Annotated in this window: 16 protein-coding genes and 1 tRNA gene; 7 read left to right on the top strand and 10 right to left on the bottom strand. The window is 54.5% G+C overall.

Annotated features, from left to right (window positions below; translation table 11 throughout):
- Window position 1: 1 nt before the first annotated feature.
- The 5 genes from RIB44_08455 to RIB44_08435 all read right to left on the bottom strand — a co-directional run bounded on the left by RIB44_08455 (window position 2) and on the right by RIB44_08435 (window position 6,212).
- Window positions 2–1,093 (bottom strand): DUF1559 domain-containing protein, encoded by a 1,092-nt coding sequence (locus RIB44_08455; GenBank protein MEQ8616610.1) that lies wholly within the window; start codon window positions 1,091–1,093, stop codon window positions 2–4.
- Between the two features lie 121 nt (window positions 1,094–1,214).
- Window positions 1,215–2,150, bottom strand: coding sequence for a hypothetical protein (locus RIB44_08450; GenBank protein MEQ8616609.1), 936 nt, complete (start codon window positions 2,148–2,150; stop codon window positions 1,215–1,217).
- A 274-nt stretch (window positions 2,151–2,424) separates the two neighbouring features.
- Window positions 2,425–3,105: a PEP-CTERM sorting domain-containing protein gene (locus RIB44_08445; GenBank protein MEQ8616608.1), complete on the bottom strand. Its 681-nt coding sequence runs from the start codon at window positions 3,103–3,105 to the stop codon at window positions 2,425–2,427.
- Between the two features lie 589 nt (window positions 3,106–3,694).
- Entirely contained in the window at window positions 3,695–5,116 is a 1,422-nt protein-coding gene (locus tag RIB44_08440) for a DUF255 domain-containing protein (protein ID MEQ8616607.1), read from the bottom strand.
- 769 nt (window positions 5,117–5,885) lie between these two features.
- Window positions 5,886–6,212: a hypothetical protein gene (locus RIB44_08435; protein MEQ8616606.1), complete on the bottom strand. Its 327-nt coding sequence runs from the start codon at window positions 6,210–6,212 to the stop codon at window positions 5,886–5,888.
- A gap of 167 nt (window positions 6,213–6,379) precedes the next feature.
- Between RIB44_08435 and rho the strand changes: the two genes are divergently transcribed.
- The 4 genes from rho to RIB44_08415 all read left to right on the top strand — a co-directional run bounded on the left by rho (window position 6,380) and on the right by RIB44_08415 (window position 9,437).
- A complete protein-coding gene (gene rho, locus RIB44_08430; GenBank protein ID MEQ8616605.1) occupies window positions 6,380–7,657 on the top strand; it encodes a transcription termination factor Rho in 1,278 nt (425 codons plus the stop codon).
- A 39-nt stretch (window positions 7,658–7,696) separates the two neighbouring features.
- Window positions 7,697–8,845 carry an acyltransferase gene (locus RIB44_08425; protein ID MEQ8616604.1) on the top strand — a complete coding sequence of 383 codons (1,149 nt, stop codon included), beginning with the start codon at window positions 7,697–7,699 and terminating at the stop codon, window positions 8,843–8,845.
- 54 nt (window positions 8,846–8,899) lie between these two features.
- Window positions 8,900–8,981: transfer RNA gene (locus RIB44_08420), tRNA-Ser, on the top strand.
- An 84-nt stretch (window positions 8,982–9,065) separates the two neighbouring features.
- Complete coding sequence (locus RIB44_08415; GenBank protein MEQ8616603.1) at window positions 9,066–9,437, top strand: hypothetical protein; 372 nt, start codon at window positions 9,066–9,068, stop codon at window positions 9,435–9,437.
- A 41-nt stretch (window positions 9,438–9,478) separates the two neighbouring features.
- On the opposite strand, the gene RIB44_08410 is transcribed toward RIB44_08415, so the two are convergent.
- Window positions 9,479–10,471 (bottom strand): UxaA family hydrolase, encoded by a 993-nt coding sequence (locus RIB44_08410; protein ID MEQ8616602.1) that lies wholly within the window; start codon window positions 10,469–10,471, stop codon window positions 9,479–9,481.
- A 208-nt stretch (window positions 10,472–10,679) separates the two neighbouring features.
- Window positions 10,680–10,976 carry a UxaA family hydrolase gene (locus RIB44_08405; GenBank protein MEQ8616601.1) on the bottom strand — a complete coding sequence of 99 codons (297 nt, stop codon included), beginning with the start codon at window positions 10,974–10,976 and terminating at the stop codon, window positions 10,680–10,682.
- 140 nt (window positions 10,977–11,116) lie between these two features.
- Between RIB44_08405 and RIB44_08400 the strand changes: the two genes are divergently transcribed.
- The 3 genes from RIB44_08400 to RIB44_08390 are packed head-to-tail and all read left to right on the top strand — an operon-like array spanning window position 11,117 to window position 13,598.
- On the top strand, window positions 11,117–11,890 hold the full coding sequence (locus RIB44_08400; GenBank protein ID MEQ8616600.1) for an IclR family transcriptional regulator: 774 nt from the start codon (window positions 11,117–11,119) through the stop codon (window positions 11,888–11,890).
- A gap of 54 nt (window positions 11,891–11,944) precedes the next feature.
- Window positions 11,945–12,724, top strand: coding sequence for an SDR family oxidoreductase (locus RIB44_08395; GenBank protein MEQ8616599.1), 780 nt, complete (start codon window positions 11,945–11,947; stop codon window positions 12,722–12,724).
- Between the two features lie 19 nt (window positions 12,725–12,743).
- Window positions 12,744–13,598 carry a fumarylacetoacetate hydrolase family protein gene (locus RIB44_08390; GenBank protein MEQ8616598.1) on the top strand — a complete coding sequence of 285 codons (855 nt, stop codon included), beginning with the start codon at window positions 12,744–12,746 and terminating at the stop codon, window positions 13,596–13,598.
- A 190-nt stretch (window positions 13,599–13,788) separates the two neighbouring features.
- Here the strand turns inward: RIB44_08390 and RIB44_08385 are convergent, their stop codons facing one another.
- The 3 genes from RIB44_08385 to RIB44_08375 form a co-directional block, all read right to left on the bottom strand.
- Window positions 13,789–15,222 carry a sulfatase gene (locus RIB44_08385; protein MEQ8616597.1) on the bottom strand — a complete coding sequence of 478 codons (1,434 nt, stop codon included), beginning with the start codon at window positions 15,220–15,222 and terminating at the stop codon, window positions 13,789–13,791.
- 64 nt (window positions 15,223–15,286) lie between these two features.
- Entirely contained in the window at window positions 15,287–16,708 is a 1,422-nt protein-coding gene (locus tag RIB44_08380; GenBank protein ID MEQ8616596.1) for a sulfatase, read from the bottom strand.
- A 9-nt stretch (window positions 16,709–16,717) separates the two neighbouring features.
- Window positions 16,718–18,193: a sulfatase gene (locus RIB44_08375; protein ID MEQ8616595.1), complete on the bottom strand. Its 1,476-nt coding sequence runs from the start codon at window positions 18,191–18,193 to the stop codon at window positions 16,718–16,720.
- Between the last annotated feature and the right edge of the window lie 13 nt (window positions 18,194–18,206).

Here is an 18,206-nt window from a genome sequence, read left to right as displayed (position 1 = left end):
ATTACTCCAAGAACGAGCCGGTTGGTTGCTCATCGGCACGACGGCCAAGCGAGCGATATAGTTCGAGATCCATGTCTTCAGAGAGGAAATGGACTGAGCCGTCGGCCATGGCAAACGTTGCCCCGCCCGGATGGAAGCTGCCCGCATTGATGCAGCGCCAGCCCTGAAGGATCCAGTCGATGTACATCAGCCCTGCCGTGCGACCATCGGCATTGATTCCGTTTGACGCTGCAAAGGCGGTAAGGGGAACTCCAAACCCGGTGGACTCATTGACTGAGGAGGACCAGAGAGAATAGCGTTCTGGTCGACCACCCTGTGTGTTGGCTAGAAAGTGCAGCTTATTCTCGCCGATCAAAAGTGTATTCGTGGAACCATCAGTAATCTCGCCAAAACCGATCTCCGAATTCCCGTAGGCAATGCCGTTGGTGTAGTTCGCCAGGAAGAATCGTGAGCCACCACCGCCCCAACACCTGGCCCCTAAGTTCTGTTCGTATTCGAGGGTGCTCGTGTTCGTGTCGTTGGGCCCCCCGCCTTGGCAGATGCTGTAGCAGCTGACCGTTGGCTGATCGATCGCGAAAGGATCGCTCGGGCAGTGCAGAAACGATGCGGGTGACAGTTGGGCTGCGTAATTGTCCAAGTTCTTCTGGCTACTTCCACACTGTCTTGAATCGGTGAGGTCCTTTAAGGGCACAAACCCCGTGTCCAGATGAAACCGATCAAAGAGGGAGGTTTGCTCCATGAAGGGAAGAATCAACACGGTCCACGGTGGACCGCCGCAGCCGTTCGGATACTTCCGCTGGGGAGGAGGAGAAGAAATATTGCCCGGATTGTTCTCGTCACACGGTGTGTCGTAGTTGGTGCGTCCCGCGGGCGTGAAAACGCCGTTTGCCGATTCGTAGTTCAATTCGGCCAGGGCAACTTGCTTGACGTTGTTCAAGCACTGATTGCGGCGAGCAGCTTCGCGTGCCGCTTGAACAGCCGGCAGCAGCAAGCCTACGAGTACACCAATAATGGCGATCACGACCAGCAGTTCGACCAAAGTGAAAGCAGATCGCTCTAAGTGACGTGTTGGCCTCAAATGTTCCTTAGCCATAGAACCGGTTCTCCCTAGACCGTAGGGGATTTATGAAAAAAGGAGCCGCTGCCCCGCGGCTCCTGAATACCTCCTCCCGCATGTACGGGAGGAGGTGGACTCATTTCTACTAATTGCTTAACTAGCATCCACGACGACGCGTGGTTGACAGAGCAGCAACGCCGCCGAGAACGCAGATCAAGAGCGAGCTTGGCTCGGGTACGCTCGCGATGGCTGGTGGTGACGTTCCCGTGCCGTAGTTGGCTTCCCAGGTAGGAATCTGGGTGGAGTCGTTCACTTGGTAACCCAAGAAGTCCGCACCATCCACGTCGAGGTCGCCGTCGAAGTCGCCATCGACACCGGGATCGACTTCCGAGGTGCTAAATTGGAAGTCATAGGCACGGGCAACGATGCTGCCAGCGCCGCCATCACCCATCCCATCGAAATCAGAGTCGCCTGAATTACCAATCTCTAGGATTGGTGTTGGGGCGAAATCAATGCTCTCGGTGAAGAACTGGAATGCCCCAGTCTCTGCAGCGGTGAATGAGATCAAGGTGCCATTGACTTCAGCATTTCGATCAATGCCGCCTGTGTTGCCACCTGCACCAAGCGTGGCGCCTGTGAAACCATCGAATACGATGAAATCGTCGCTATCGGTTGTCTTACCAGTTACGCCAATGACACTTACCTGCATATCGCCCAAGCTTCCAAAGCCTGTGTCCATCCCTTGACCGAAGCTAGCAAGGAAACCGCCTTCGTTTCCGTCGTTGTCGAAATCGACCTTTTGCCACCTAACGGTGAAAGTGACTTCGTCATTTGCAGTGGCATCTCCATCCAAATCGAGGCCTGGGTAGGTGATCGTCACATCAATAGGATCGTTGGGGGTGCGAGGAGCTCCAGGGAAAGCACCACCGTTGTACGAAGAGGCAGTAACGTTTGTCTGGTGGCTACCTTGGTCACCGAAGCCGAAGATACCGGTGCCGCGGATATCGAGGCCATCAATGATGACTTGAGCATTCGCTGTGCAAGTCAACATGAGCACCGCTGAAGCGGCGATCGTTATTTTTTTGAGGAACATGGGTTTATCCTAAGAATATTTTGGTTGCGGAAATTTGTTTGAATTTCAAAAGAGTCCAGCGTGGTTGATACGTTGGCGACCCTAACACAGGAATCCGCCGATATTCCGTGGATCAAGCTGCTCTGAACCGTGCAGGCCTACTTTGCCTGGGCTGTTTTGATCTCTCTGCCCCAGATGCTGCGGGCTAATCGCAGCGGTAAAACGATCCCCGCCGTTCCGGCACAGTGGCCGTCCCGGCGGGGGCGTTTCTAGTTAGCAATTCTGCTTGCGTCTCTTAGCGACGACGGCTAGCTGCCAAGCCGAGCGTTCCGAGACCGAAAAGGATAAGTGCAGTCGGCTCAGGTACGGCACTGAACTGCAGGTCGTGGTGGCGAGCAGATACAGCACCAAAAGTACCGCCGGAGTTGTCGTACAGTACAGTTGCTGTCGGAGCGAAATCAACAGCGTCGATTACAAACTGGAAACCGCCAGTACTAGGAGACATGACGCTCGCAAGCTGTCCATTGATCTCCGCATTCCGATCAAGGTCGCCGTTACCGCCTACACCAATAGCACCGCCAGTAAAGCCGTCGAAAACGATGGCATTGCCACCGTCGGTGGTTGTGCCAGAAACATTGATCACAGAGAAGGTGACGCCGTTCAAGCTGCCGAACCCAGTATCGACACCTTGACCCCAAGCACGCTGGCCTGCACCGCCAGAAGCACGCACGGTGAAGTTGACGGTATCGTTGGCGGTGGAATCGCCGTCGAGATCTAAGTTGTTGTAAGTGATATCCCAATCGAGGGGATCGGCAGTGGTATTGCCGGGACCAGAATTCAGCGTGGCGTCGGCATGACCGAAGACACCAGTGCCGCGTAGGTCAAGAGCCTCAATGGTGACCGTCGCGGCTTGTGAAACTGCCGCGGAGCATACAACCACAGCCGTGGCGATGCTCAGAAAACTCAACTTCTTCATTAGAACTTCCCTCCAAGAAAAAAAGTAACAGATCGCTGTGAAAAGGCTTTTTGAGGAATTCCCCACGTGCCGAACGGCAGATTCTAGGAATTCGCTACACACGACCCATTTTGCACGGGATCTGTCGATTGTCAACAATTTCGGGGGGGGGGGTAATCAGAAAAGAATCGCGTGAATCTGGTTGAGAACCGCGACGTAAGGGTTTGTTGAGGTGTTTAGGCCTAGAGAAATCGATATATCGGGCCCTTTCAAGGCGATTCCAGAGGGGATGCTTCATTTCTCAGAAGGGGCCCTGCCCCGAACCTCTGGTCAGAATTCAGCAAGAAAGCAAGAAAGAGCTGCTTCGACAAGAAAACCCGTATCGTGGCAGGTTGGCGCGCAAAGAAAAAGCCTCTCCAGTCTGGCCGTCTCAGGTTAGCCGGGCTCTCGAGGTACCCGGCTGGATTACTGAGTCTTAGGTCCAGTTAGCCGACGGCATGTCGACTGGAAAGGCTAAGTGAAAGAGTAGTTGGCGGTTCAAGATTCGACAAGTTAACCGCGCAATCCCCTTGTTTTCTGCCCCACGAAAGAATCGCGAGACCAGAAACGGCTATCGCCGAATCGTACCGCCGCCTTGCAGACTATCGATAGTGGTCATTGCTTGGCGAACCTGCTGCGAGTAGGCGTCCGGATTCTGGGCGAATTTCTGCATCGTGATCTTGTTGGCGAACAGATAGAACGACCCGCGGTGGCTGTAGCCGTATTGCCGCGAACCGGGCACTTCCTGCTGCTGCTCGAGCATCAACACAGGATCGCAACCTGAGAACACGGGGCTGAACTTGTCAGGATTGGAGTAGAACCTTTGGCGTGCTTCGTCGCTGGCGAAGAGATAGAGCCGATTGCGATGGACAACTCCATGCTCGACTTTACCCTTCACCCATCTCTTGTGGTCCTTCAACGATACAGGACAGTAACCATCGAACCCTAGTGGGGCGGTTCCCGCCTTCTGGCCTGCGGCTGCGCCAGCCGCAGCGAAACCTTGAGGCGTGGGAGTGATGCTGTTGTCTGCCGTTGGTGTGACCCTTCTGTCGACGAAAGGGGCAACCGGTTGCTGGGATGCTGAGGTTGCGTTCGCCTGATCTGCAGGAGTCGTGGTGGCTGCAAGGTTCTGTTGTGGACTTGTAGGAACCTGAGATGCAACTACTTGTGCAGACGACTGTGTATTTACTGCCTCAGGATTCCGCTTGTAGCTTTGGGGCATCGCGTTCGCTGGCATTTGGGGCTGTGCACGTTGTCGCTGAGCCTGTTGTACATGGGCCACGCTTGGCTGCGCTGTCGGTTGGGGAGCAGCCTGTGCTGGAGTGGCTTGAGCAGGAGGTGTTGCGTAACGACCTCCAACCGAAGCGGTGGTTGCAGGCTGAGTGCGAGCTTGTGCAGGCTGGCTACTGACATAAGGATTCTGCGTGACCTGTGCTACTGAACCAGCTTGTGGCGTAGAAGCAGTTGGTTGTCCGGTTGGCGTCGGCTGAGCGACTTGCAGGTTCGCGTAAGCGTTATTCACCTGAGCAGGTTGCTGGTGAGAGGTTCTTACCAATTGCTGAGTCGTTTGACGGAAGTGATTAGCGACTTGGCCTAGTCGACCGACGTACTCATCGGCTTTCGCTGGGCTGCCCATGCTGGCGACTTGATTGCCTTCGGGAGTGATGATCACCTCGGTCGGAACGCGTTCGATACGGAAGGCTCCACGCAGCGCTGGCGAGGCCTCGGCATCGACCTTCACAGGCACATAGTTCTTCTCGATCGATTGGGCGATCTGCGGTTGGCTGAAGACGTTCTTGTCGAGCTTTCTGCAAGGGCCACAGCTTTTCGTGTAGAAATGCAGCAGAACTAGGCGATTGCTTTGAGCAGCCTCAATTTTTGCTGCGTCAAGATTCGTTCGCCATGTAACCGCTTCTTCCGCAGAAACAGCCGCGGAGCCAGCGAAACAACCCAGGAGAAGTGCGAAAACCGGTAAGGTGTATCGATAAGCCATTGCGATTCCATTCGCGTTTTTGAGTTTAGGAGAGGAGCATCCGCCTTCGTCGACGGAATGACGCCGTCCAGAGAGTTATCGGATTATTATCCTTGGGGGCTTTGGGTAAAATTTGCCGATTTCTGAGATCGTCGATCTCGACATCTTTCCATCACTTACGGGCGAATCCCGCAGGTTCGTGATGCTCTCCTTAAGGCATTAACTTGATTGGGTTTACAGCGATACTTGGTAGCCACCACAGCCCGGCTTGGGTAGTCTTGGCGAGATCTAGCCATTTCACATAGGCCCCACCGATATTGAGGTATTCTCTTACTCTGCTCGGATTCGCGAGTTCGAACCGCGAAAAACCCGTTGTTTTGCGGGATTCGCTTGACATAAGTGCTGGCATAACTAATATTACCGCGTAGTTCAAAACCTCAGTGCTTCGCACCGAGTTCTTCACAGCCAATCAGGGCTCTTTCGTGTTTGCCAAGACACCTGTTTGTGTCGCGGGCAGTAGTTCTGGGCGAGGCAATTGTTGAGAGCGATTTAGCTCTCGATCCTGTCACACGGTACTACTCCCCGAGAGCGGTTTCGCACGTTAGGGAAGGAAGTCAGAAGCTTTCCAACTCACATCCAACTTTCGTGATGTCACGTTCGGAATGAGACAAATGACCTTTCGCTTGGGCCTTGGCCGTGAGCAGAGATGACTCTGATCAAAAACGTTTTTTCGCCTGTGCTGGCAACAAATTTGTTGGGTAGTTGTTAGCATGAACAAAGGGCGGCTTTCTCAGCCATCACCATTGGCTGCAGGAATAAATTCATTGGAACCGAGCAACTGAAGTAAGGGCATCATTGTTCTACGCACCTGCTCGTTCTGGGAGATGTCGACTCGATCTTGCTTGTTCTCGCCATCGGCAGAGCCAGCAAAGTCGGCAGTAACAAAATCCACAGATTCACCCGTTGAAGGGTAGCTGCTGGTGTGCCAACTCTCGTAGGAGTGGCTCAAGGAAGGGATGTTTGTAGTCACTTGCTCGTTCCACCGGCTTTGTTTGCTGGAGAAAAGAGCAAGAACATGGAGGTCGAAGATCTCGGCTGGCACGTTCAGTTCAAGCACGAGGATGATGGTCTGTAGTTCGGATCGAGCTTATGCCTCGGCGGCACGTTGTCTCGAATCAAATCAAGAAGGCCCGCTAAGGTCAGTTTGTGCAACGGTTTTCTCTCGGCATGCCTAGAGTGAAATCACTTTTAGAAGTCTCGTTAGGAATCAAATAGAGTTTTCGTATGGCAAAGAAGCAGCGGTCTGGCGGTCGTTACCGCGGACGAAATAACAACAATAATGGCGGTGGCCGCAACCAGAAACGTGGCGGACGTGGCGGTAACCGTCGGCGCAATAACAACCGCGATTCGCGACGCGACGACTATCCCGATAACGGCGAACCATTGCCTTTGACCGCAGGTTCCGGCGTGCTTGAGATGCACCCCAACGGGTACGGCTTCCTCCGCGACCCGGCAACTAATTTCACCCGCGAGCGAACGGATCCGTTCGTGCCCGGCACGATGATTGAGAAGTTTGGGCTTCGCGAAGGGCTCTTGCTCAGCGGTATGGTCCAGCACCACCGCAAGCAGCAGGGCCCGCGACTTCGTGAGCTGCTGGATGTCGACGGCATGGCACCCGAAGAATACGTCAACATCAAGTCGTTTGACGAACTCACGCCGATCACGCCCGAAGAGTGGCTGCGGTTGGAAACAGGTGCTGAACCAATCAGCACACGGATTATCGACCTGCTCGCTCCGCTCGGTAAAGGCCAGCGGGCACTGATTGTCGCTCCGCCGCGGACTGGTAAGACGGTGCTCATGCAGCAGATCAGCCAAGCGATTTCGGAAAACCATCCCGAAGTGACGATGGTGGTCATGCTGATTGACGAGCGCCCCGAGGAAGTGACCGACATGCGTCGGAACGTCCGCGGCGAGGTTTTCGCGAGCAGCTTGGACAACGATGTCGAGAATCATGTTCGCCTCGCCCAGCTAACGGTTGCCCGTTGCCAGCGTCTTTCGGAAATGGGCAAGGACGTGTTCATGCTGATGGATTCGATCACCCGGTTGGCACGAGCGTTCAACAAATACGTCGGCAACACCGGTCGCACAATGAGCGGCGGTGTCGACATCAAAGCGATGGACGTGCCGAAAAAGTTGTTCGCTACGGCTCGTGCGTTTGAAGAAGGCGGATCGCTGACGATCGTCGGCACAGCGTTGATCGAAACCGGCAGCCGCATGGACGACTTGATCTTCCAAGAGTTCAAAGGCACGGGCAACATGGAACTGGTGTTGGATCGTAAACTGTCCGACCGTCGGATTTGGCCAGCCATGGACATCGAGCAATCGGGAACTCGCCGCGAGGAGAAGCTGCTGGAGCCAGAGACTCTGCGAGCGGCTACCATGCTCAGACGGACGCTCTCTTCGATGCACCACGTGGATGCCATGGAGCAGCTCACGACGAAACTCGGCAAGTTCAATTCGAACGAAGAGTTCATTTCGTTGCTTCAAACGACGGCTGACTGATTTGATTGGCTTTGAATTCGACGGGTTTCGAGCGTTTCCGTGAGTACCGTCACGCCTGCTAATTCGTCCCCGCCGTTTCAGCTTGAGAGCATTCAGGCCTTGCGAGCTTTTGCCGCTTGGCTGGTAGTTCTGTATCACCTGGCGGAAACTCCCGACGAGCGTTGGTCGATCGTCGAGGGTCAGGCCAATTGGTTGCACTTCTATCGAGTCATTGGCTTCTCCGGGGTTGATCTGTTCTTTGTGATCAGCGGCGTGGTGATGATGGTCACCTGTTACCACCGTTTCGGTAACGCGGCAGAAGTGCCCCGCTTCCTCTGGCGGCGAGCGACGCGGGTTTATCCGCTGTATTGGTTCACGACGTTTGCCGTGTTGACGGCTGCCTGGTTGGTTCCTTCGCTGGCAGTGCGCGACAAGTTTGTCGGGGCGAATCTCGTGAAGTCGCTCGTGTTGTGGCCGCAGCAAGACTTCCCCGCCGTTGCCGTTGGTTGGACGCTTGTTTTCGAGATGTACTTTTATTTGGTCTTCGCGGCTTTATTGCCGTTTTCCAAGAAAGCAGTTCGCGCTGACCTACTGCTTTGGGGCGCGGTGACGCTCATCTTTTTCTTTCATTACGACCAGCCTGATTTTCATTCACTCCGCGGCAACTTGAGTTTGCCGATTTTTGCTTCGCCGCTCACGCTGGAGTTTCTCGCTGGGTGCCTGATCGGTTGGTATGCGTGTGAGCGAAAGCATTGTTTGCCCGCGGTTAGCTTGTGGGTTGGAGCGGCTTTGCTGTTGCTGGTCGGTTACTTCGTTGGGAATTATTACCCGGACGAATCCCAGTACGGTTTGTTGCGTGTGTCGGTCTACGGAACCGCGGCAGCGCTGGTCGTGGCGGGTGCGGTGGGGCTGGAGCAGTTGGGCCGTTGGCCGCGGCTGCCGGGCCAGGGTCTTTGGGATGGATTGGCGTTTTGGGGGAATGCTTCGTACTCGTTGTATCTGTCGCACGTGTATGTCATTGCTTTGGTTGCCAAACTGCAAAGCGGGCTCTCTCCCGAGATGACCCCCGCGACCCGTTTCGCGTGGACGCTAGTTTGCCTCGCTTGCTGCGGGCTGGTGGCAGCCCTGGGACACCTTTTGGTCGAGCAACCGCTGTTGAGGCTCTTCCGAAGTCGACAATTCACCGGCAAGACTCCCGTTGCGAAGTAGGTAAAACGACTTAAAATAATGAATTGCCAGGCCACTGTTTGGTGGTCGCCCTTCGGAGGGTAAGCGAATGGCTAGCGGCCTCATTGGAATTGAGGTGCCGGGCAACCGGTTGTGGGTTCGAGTCCCATGCCCTCCGCTCGCGAGATTCTTTATGATCTCGTAGGTTCTCTTCATATCGCCGTAGCCGCAAGCGAACCGCCTGCCGGCAACTCTTTTTGGCATGTGGCCCGATCGCTCAAAGAAGGCCGAGAACCATGCGAATGCGGCTTTTCAGCATGAGGGGGATGAGTTACGCGCGTTTCTGGGGTCTCAAGTGAACGCTGTCGTCGTCTTTAGCAACAGGCATTGGCAATATATGTCCGTCGATCCGAAGACAAAGACGCGCGAGTATAGCTGCGGCCCGGCTTCCAACAAACATGCAGGAGGTTGGAGTAAAGAAGACTTCGTTGCAGAGTACCACCGTTTCCTTCGTGTGAAGGGTGGATTTCTCTCAGTGACTGTTGAGAGAGTTAACTCAGTTCCAACGCTAACGGCAAGATTTCATGGTGTGGATGGGACCGTTCACCATACGGACGTCGCGACAGCGAATTGAGGTTACCAATCCGCTTTGTCAGCTCAGTAGAGAATGTGCCACTAACTCACCACCGGCAAGCAACTCGGCCCGAGCGGCTCGAATTGCTTGTATGTCATGATAAATTCTTGGTGGCCGAGCGCTTCTGAAGCCGTTGCGTGGCCAGCGGCAGTTTCCAGTACGCAGTCGTAGATTTCTCGGCCGACTTGGGCGATGTCTGCCTTGCCTTCTAAAACCGCGCCGGCATTGATGTCCATGTCTTCTTCGAGTCGGTGGTAGGTCTGAGGGTTGCCGCAGATCTTGATCACGGGGGAAATCGCCGAGCCGACGACGGAGCCGCGTCCGGTGGCAAACAGGATGACGTGCGCTCCGCAAGCGATTAGTTCGCCGATTTCTGCGTTGTCGTTGATGTTGGGGAAGCCGAAGCGGACTTCGCCGTCAGGGACGACATCCAGCAAGTACAAGCCGCTCCGACTGGGCAAGTCGCCAGGCTTGAGTAGTCCGTGGATCGTTGAGGTGCCGCTCTTGGCGTAGGCGCCCATCGATTTCTCTTCCTGGGTGGTCAACTCGCCGACGGCGTTGCCCGAAGCGAAACTGCCGTGCCCTAGGGTCTGATAGTAACGGCGGGCTTTCTCAACCGAGGCGGTCAGTTCAGTCGCCAGCTCGGCTGTCGCGGCACGACGGGCGAGGTGCGATTCGCAGCCGACGAGTTCCCCCGTCTCTTCGAAAATGCAAGCGGCTCCTTCCTGAACAAGCTGATCGAATGCCATTCCGATGGCCGGATTGGCTGTGATTCCGCTGGTGGCGTCGGACCCGCCGCAGATAGTTCCCACGACGAGGTCGGCGACCGTCAGTTCGACGCGTGGAGTCTGCTCTAGTTGCTTAAGCATCCGCTGCACACATTCGCGACCTTGCTCAATGGTCGATCGGGTGCCGCCCGTCTCTTGAATGACGAGGGTTTCCACTGGCCGTCCTGAAGCTTCGACTGTGGCGGCCAGTTCGGCTGCGGTTAAAGCTTTCGCACCCCAGCGAAACAGCCAGTACGGCTCCGACATTAGGATGGGTGCAGAGCTGGCTAATCATCTTCTGGGCGTAGGCATTGGGATAGCACCCGGGGAAGCCGATCAGGTGAGCGCCTTGTTCCCGAAACGGCAAAGTCACTTCACGCGCTACATGATGAGCGCATTCGACGAGATAAACGACCGCGACGACATTGCGGATGCCTTTTCGTCCATCTTGTCGGAGGTAGCCTTGCATCGTTTCTCAGTGGCTCGCAGTCGGGATGTAGTCGCTTTGCAGGTTATGGGTATGCACGTAATCGCCGGCCGCGATTTCGGTACTTGCCGAGCCAATGGGCTCGCCGAATTTGATGACCTTCTGACCAGAGCCGATGTCCGCTAGAGCGATCTTTGCTCCTAGATTTACATCTTCTCGGACCGTCACTCGACTTCCATCAAAGGTTGCTTGATATCCTGCTGCTAGCGGCAGGACGGCGACCGCCACGTTATCTGCAGGGTTGATCCGCAGTAATCGCACCTGGGAAGTCTCACCATGAGTCATGGTCTTTCCTCACGTGATTTCAATGGCACGCACACCTGAGGTGAAAAAAGGCCATTCGGCTGATATTTCACCTGTGAAAATAACTTTCATGGATGTACGATATGGGAAGTTGGGCGGCCAGTCAAGAAACTACGGCATCCATGGCAAAGAAACGTACAACAAAGACCAGTTACGAAGTCCCTGCCCTGGAGAAAGGTCTCGACATCTTAGAATTGCTGGCAGTGCACGAAGCCGGACTGACTCAGCAGCAGATTGCTGAGTACTTAGGGCGAAGTCTGAGCCAGCTTTACCGCATGCTTAACTGCCTGCTGAAGAGAGGCTACGTCCAGAAGGCAACGTCCGACGATCGGTATCGCCTCTCAGCAAAACTGTTCGTACTCGCTCACCAATACCCGCCGACGCATCGCTTGCACGAAACAGCAATGCCGATCCTCCGAGGGTTGGCTCAACAGATTGAGCAATCTTGCCATCTGGGTGTGCCGGACGAAGGTTTCTTGCTAATCATGTCCCAGGTCGATGCACCGGGGTTTTTGAGCTATACCGTCCGCGTTGGCATGCGAGTCCCGCTTGCCAAGACCGGCTCGGGGATGGTTTTGTTAGCGTTTCAACCCGAAGATAAACAAAAGCAATGGATCGCAGCGTCAGCAGAGAACGTCAATAACCAACAAAGGACGGCCCTACTGAGACGTCTGAAGCAAGTTCGCCGTCGCGGATATGAGAAGCGAGCGAGTCAATTCGTCGGAGGCGTGACCGATCTATCGGCCCCGGTCCTCGACCATACTGATTGTGCCGTAGCAGCAATCACAGTACCCTACCTGGCCCAATCTCAGCACAGCCGTCCGGTCGATGTCGTGTTAGAAGAGGTTGTGGTAGCCGCAGGCAAACTCTCCCAGAAACTTCAGGCATCCAACTAAGGTAAGCAGAAATGATCAGGCAGTACTCACCTGTGTTTTCGGAGCCTTCAAGGTATGAGTAAGCGACTCACTGAGAAAGTCGCCGTTGTCACGGGAGGTGGCTCCGGCATTGGCGAAGCGATCTGCCTGCGGTTCGCATCCGAGGGTGCTCGAGTGGCGGTACTCGACCTCGACGGCAATGCCGCGGAGAAAGTCGCTGCTGCGATTGGTGAGAGTGGCGGAGAAGCCCGGCCTTACCAGTGCGATGTGTCAAATATGGCGAGTGTCGAAGAAATGCTGGCTCAGGCCGCGAAGGATTTCGGCGGACTGACAACGCTGGTGAACAATGCGGGCATCGCCCACATCGGCAATGTGGAACAGACCAGCCCGGAAGACTTGGATAAGCTGTACCAGGTCAACGTGAAGGGCGTCTACCATTGCCTACAAGTGAGTATTCCCTATTTGAAAAGCAGTGGCGGTGGGTCGATCGTCAACATGGGCTCGATCGCCTCGACGGTAGGTATCCCCGATCGGTTCGCGTATTCCATGAGCAAGGGGGCTGTGCTGATGATGTCACGCTCCGTGGCGTGTGATTACCTTGATGACAACATCCGCTGCAACTGCATTTCACCGGCGCGGGTTCATACCCCCTTCGTGGATAAGTTTTTGGCAGACAACTATCCCGGCAACGAAGCAGAGATGCTGGCGAATCTCTCCGCCACTCAGCCTCTAGGACGAATGGGCCAGCCCGAGGAGATCGCCTCGCTGGCCGTGTATTTGGCTTCGGATGAAGCGACGTTCGTCACCGGCGCGAATTTTGAGATCGATGGCGGATTCCACAACCTAAAACCCTAAACACTTCAACGAGACAACGATGAAACTAATACGATTTGGCGAAGTCGACCAAGAGAAACCCGGTCTGCAGCTTGCGGACGGAAAGCGGATTGATTGCTCAGCGTTCGGCGAAGATTACAGCGAAACCTTCTTTGCCACCGACGGACTCGCACGGCTGGAAGCGTGGTTCGCGGAACACGGATCGTCCTGCGAAGAGATTCCCAGTGATGCCCGTTTGGGGCCGCCGATCGCTCGCCCGTCGAAGATCATTTGCATCGGGCTCAACTTTAGCGACCACGCCGCCGAGTCCGGCATGGCGATTCCCGAAGAGCCGGTTGTCTTCTTCAAGGCGACCAGTTCGCTGGTCGGACCGAATGACGATCTGGTCCTTCCTCGTGGCGGTGAGAAGACCGACTGGGAAGTGGAACTTGCCGTGGTGATTGGCAAGAAGGCAAGCTACGTCGAGAAGGAACAGGCGCTGGATTACGTGGCTGGCTATGCTCTACATAACGACTATTCCGAACGACACTTCCAGCTCGAAACCGGCGGCCAGTGGGTCAAGGGAAAGAGCTGCGATACGTTCGCTCCGCTCGGACCGTTTCTCGCTACGAAAGACGAGATCGCCGACGTCAATTCGTTAGCCATGCAGCTTTCAGTCAATGGTGAGCAGAAGCAAAACGGCTCGACATCAAATTTCATTTTCGACGTGCCGACAGTCGTTAGCTATCTGAGTCAACACATGTCGCTACTCCCAGGCGATGTCATCTCCACGGGGACCCCGCACGGCGTTGGTCTAGGCTTTGATCCGCCGCAGTACCTCAAGGCTGGGGATGTGGTTGAGCTGAGTATCGAGGGATTAGGTTCCTCACGGCAGGAAGTGAAGCCTTCGCGGTAGCGGTAGGCTGAGGTTCAAGTGCGTTCAAGCACTCGTCCCGAGAATCGTGATTTCACTGGTATGTTAAAAAGACTCCCGGCACAACGAGAATCCCGACATTGTCCTGGTTGGCAGTGACATGATGACTACTTCCACCCAGGATGATGTCATCCAGGACGCGGAGCGACGTAGTTGGGATTGAAGTCTGGGTTCAGGGTTTCCGGAATGTTCGCTCGGTGTTGGTCTGCCACGCTTTTAACAGCGATAGGAGTTCTTTGACCTTGTCGCGGTGGTCGGTTGCGAGATCACTTTGCTCACCTGGGTCCTGCTTGAGATTGTACAGTTCCGTCGTGTCGGTTTCGAAAAACTGAATTAGCTTCCAGTCGCCATGGCGAATCACGCTGCACGGCGTTGTCCGCCAGTGCATGCGATCGGTGCTAAAGACTGGTTTGGTCTTCACACGTCCGTCAAGATAAAGAGGATAGTGCCAGTAGACAGAGCGTTCCGCAAGCGGCTGCCCCCTCAGCAACGGAACGATCGAAACTCCGTCAACTGGCTGTGTCGTCGGAGGAACCGCGCCTGCCAATTCGGCGAAAGTTGGCATGTAGTCGACTCCTGTGACTGGTGTGTGACACGTGGTTCTCGGCTTGATTTTTCCGGGCCAACTTATGCACAGCGGCGTGCGGATGCCGCCTTCGTAGAAGCTGCCTTTTGAACCTTTTAGAGGTGTGTTCCAGGTGGCTCCACCATACCCACCGTTGTCAGAGGTGAAAATCAATAATGTATTCTCCTCCAAGCCATTGGCTTTGAGCGACTGCCACACGCGGCCAACCGATCGATCTACCGCCTCGACCATTGCTGCATAGACAGGATTCCAGTTACGATTCCACTTTTGGGTGGCCTTCTTCTTGCGGTACTTCTCAACCACTGCGTCACGGGCATTGATCGGCACATGAACGTCATAGTGATTCAGATAGATGAAGAAGGGCTGCGTTCCTTCTTTATTTTCCGCGATGTATTCGACTGCGGCGTCGGTCAGCCACTCGGCCACGTCTTTGTTGCCGTAGAATTTCTGGTCCTTCTCCAAACCAGCACCGCGGCCATTGACGTCATTCCGATCGAATCCCAGCGGGTTCTCCCGACCGAGATGCCATTTACCCAGATGCAGCGTCTTGTAGCCAGCCTGCTTCAGCACGTGAGCCAGTGAGACCACGGATGGACCCAATGAGCCCTTCGTTGGGATTTTTCCATCACCACGGCGATTTTTCTGGTTTGGCACCAGAAATCGCATGAAGCGGGGATCTCCTTTCGCCACCCTGCCTGGCGTCCACATTTTCGTTCGCGGGGTGTACATTCCACTCATGATGCACGCGCGGGACGGCATGCAATTGGCACCGCCGGGATACGCCGAAGTGAACTCCATGCCGGACTTGCACAACGCATCGATGTTCGGCGTTTCATAAAACTCCGCACCGTTATAGCCAACGTCCGACCATCCCAGGTCGTCTGCCATGATGAACACAATGTTGGGTTTGCGCCTAGCTTGGTTTAGCTGTGCCGCGTTGCACTGATTGATGATTCCACTGCTGGAGAAAGCACTCGCGATTGCTGCGATGTATAGCGTCCGGATCTTAGCTCGCCGCATACTCTTTCCTCACTGGTTTTTTGTCAGTTGACTTTGTAGGCAGAGATGATTGAACGAAGCTTCATTATTTTTTGGGAGACGAACGCCGCGGACTGGGTGGTTTGGCAGTTGCGAGACGCTTTTCTTCAAGAAGTTCCGCTAGTTTGGCAACGAGCTCCTTATTTTCGGGCCGCTCTGCAATGTTGTGGTTCTCGAGCGCGTCAAGTTTGTGGTCGTACAGCATGCGACCAAGATATTTGCCTGATGTCATATTGTGGTACTCACTGTAGCGGTAACGATCCGTCCGGAGGGAATCACCTGTCCGAAATCGGCTGAAGGCTACGTCAGGCCACGCTAGGTTGGGTTGCTTCAGCAAGGGAACCAAGCTCCGACCTTCGACCGTCTTTGGCACAGGGAGGCCGGCGAGCTCGCAGAGCGTTGGGTAGATATCAATCGATTCGACGATAGCATCTGTTTGCTGTCCTGCCGAATGCCGGGGGGTCTTGATGATCAAGGGAATTCGCAGTGATGACTCGTAAACTGAATGCTTGCACCAGAGCGTGTGATCACCAAGATTCCAACCGTGATCTCCCCACAAAACCACGATGGTATTGTCAGCCAGGTCGAGTCGCTCCAGTTCATTGATGACTCTGCCAATCTGAGCATCAACGTAACTGACGCAGGCGTAGTATCCCCGTATTAGGTGGAGTGCTTGCTCGTCGGACAGTGGGCCTTTTTTACTAACGTCCGAATAGTTTCGCAATTCTCCGAATCGATGGAGGGAGGCTTGCGGAGCGTTCTCGGGAATTCTGTAGTTGTCAGGCAGTACAACTGTATCGACGGGGTACAGATCCCAATACTTTTGCGGCGCAACAAAGGGAAGGTGCGGTCTGTAGAATCCGACCGCAAGCAGGAAAGGCTCCTGCGAGTGTGTGGTCAGCTCGCGGAGCTCGTTGACTGCCTGTAAGGCGAGTTCTCCGTCCGGGTACGTCTCATCGGAAACATCAGGGACCTCCGTACTTGGCCCTCTTCCTTTAGCCGCCGCGAGTGTTTGGTTCTCTTGGAGCGCGTATAGATTGGTCTCAGGCTTCCATGGTTTCTTGGACCAGCCTTCCTCGTTATCGCTGGCTTGATGATAGATTTTGCCTAGTGAAATCGTCTGGTAGCCGTGCGATTTAAAGTGAGTGTTGAAGGGAACGGCCCAAGGCGCATCCACGTCGGCTCTTGTCTCCTTCGCCGTGACGAATCGAGTGGGCGTAGGCCGAACACTGGTGAGTAAACTTGCTCGTGACGCTCCACAAGTCGAGACGGAGCAATAGGCTCGATTGAATTGCGTGGCTTGACTGGCAAGACGGTCTAAATTCGGCGAATTGATCTGATCCGCACCGTAGGATGCAAACTCGGGCCGCAAGTCGTCGACCGCAATGAACAGAATGTTCGGCCGGTTCTCGGCTTGAATCGAAGTCGATACCCCGAGTATCGCAAGCAACGTAAAGAAAATTCTCATTGGTTTAATCTATGGTTGATGTTTGTAGAAATCGAAATCGTCGAGCGAGTTAAGTAATTCTGTCGGGAGGCTAGTCTTTCGTCGTGGATGTCTTTGATCTAAGCGGTAAGTTTTGCTTGTGTGCAGCAGGGGCATCTTGCCGGGCTCCTTCAAGAAATCGTTTTGAGCGACCAGCCACTCTTGGAGTTTCTGCTTCAACTCTGCCTTGGTCGCTTGATAGGCGGGGTTCGTCGCCAAGTTGTTTTGCTCTTCTGGGTCGTCATCAAGATCGAACAGCTCCTCTTCCGGCACGCCAGGGTGTAGTTCAGCTCCCATCCTTAGAAAAGCACTGAAATCCTCTCCTGCTTTCTCTCTGCGCTGGACGACCGCCATCGCATTGTAGTTCCGAATGTATTTATATCGAGCCGACCTGATCATTCTTCCCGGGAACACATGGGCGTTGATGATTCCCTGATTGGTCATCACGCCATAGCCATAGTCTTGGTGCGTCGTCGTGCGCCCCTTCAAGACACCTAAGAAGCTCTTACCGTCTAGGTCTCTGACTGGGTCAACGCCTGCTAGCTCCAACATCGTTGGGAGGACATCAGCAAAAGAGACAAGAGCAGTGGTTCTAGTTCCCTCCTTAATCACTCCCGGCCAACGAGCAATGAAGGGAACATTGAGTCCTCGATCGTAGACGGTCCATTTACCGAAGCGTCCGTGATCAGAAACATAAATGACAAGCGTGTTCTCTGCCAGTTCGTATTTGTCTAGCAGGGCGAGTACCCCTGCAAGTTCATCGTCGCTATTCTTAATGGCTTGGCAGAATCGGGCTTCAGACTCTCTGGTGCGTCTGTTGTCATTTTGAAAGCGGGTTACGCTTACTTTATCTGCGGTAAATTCAGTGCTCGTAGGATGCTCTCCATGAGGATAGAAGCTCGAAGCTATGATACAGAAGGGACGCCCATTACTTTCGTCCTTCGCTGAAAGGTAGCTCTCCAAACGTTCCAGCGGCATCGCAGGTTTCGTATACATTGCCGGATTACCAGCAGGCTCGGCGGAATGCATGGTAATCGTCCAAGGGAACGCATCATCTGGTTTGACGTGTGATTTTCCGCAGAGGATCACGTCATAGGATGCATCTCGGAGATAATGACAAACGCTTCGAGTGCCTTGATACACTCGCGAATGATTCATAAACGCTCCGTTTCTTAACGGATACTTGCCCGTGTAGAGCATCGAACGCGACGGAGCACAGATCGCCTGCCCGGTAAATGCGTTCTCGAAAACCATGCCCTCCGCCGCTAACTGCGAAGCGGTCGGCGCAGCCGTTTGCTCGTTGCCATAACAACCGTAATATTCCTTGTTCAGGTCGTCAGCGATGAAAACCAGGAAGTTTGGTCGAGTGCTTTCTGTGATTGGCTCTGCATGAGTTGGATTGACCTCAGCGGCAACTATAAATAACGCAACTACCCATTTGCTGATCGTCTTCTTCTGGCAAAGCAAGCTTGAACCTTTC

The sequence above is a fragment of the Lacipirellulaceae bacterium genome (assembly GCA_040218535.1).
Classification (GTDB): Bacteria; Planctomycetota; Planctomycetia; order Pirellulales; family Lacipirellulaceae; genus Adhaeretor.
The sequence above is the reverse complement of the archived record's forward strand: the minus strand, read 5'-3'. Positions and strand labels throughout refer to the sequence as shown.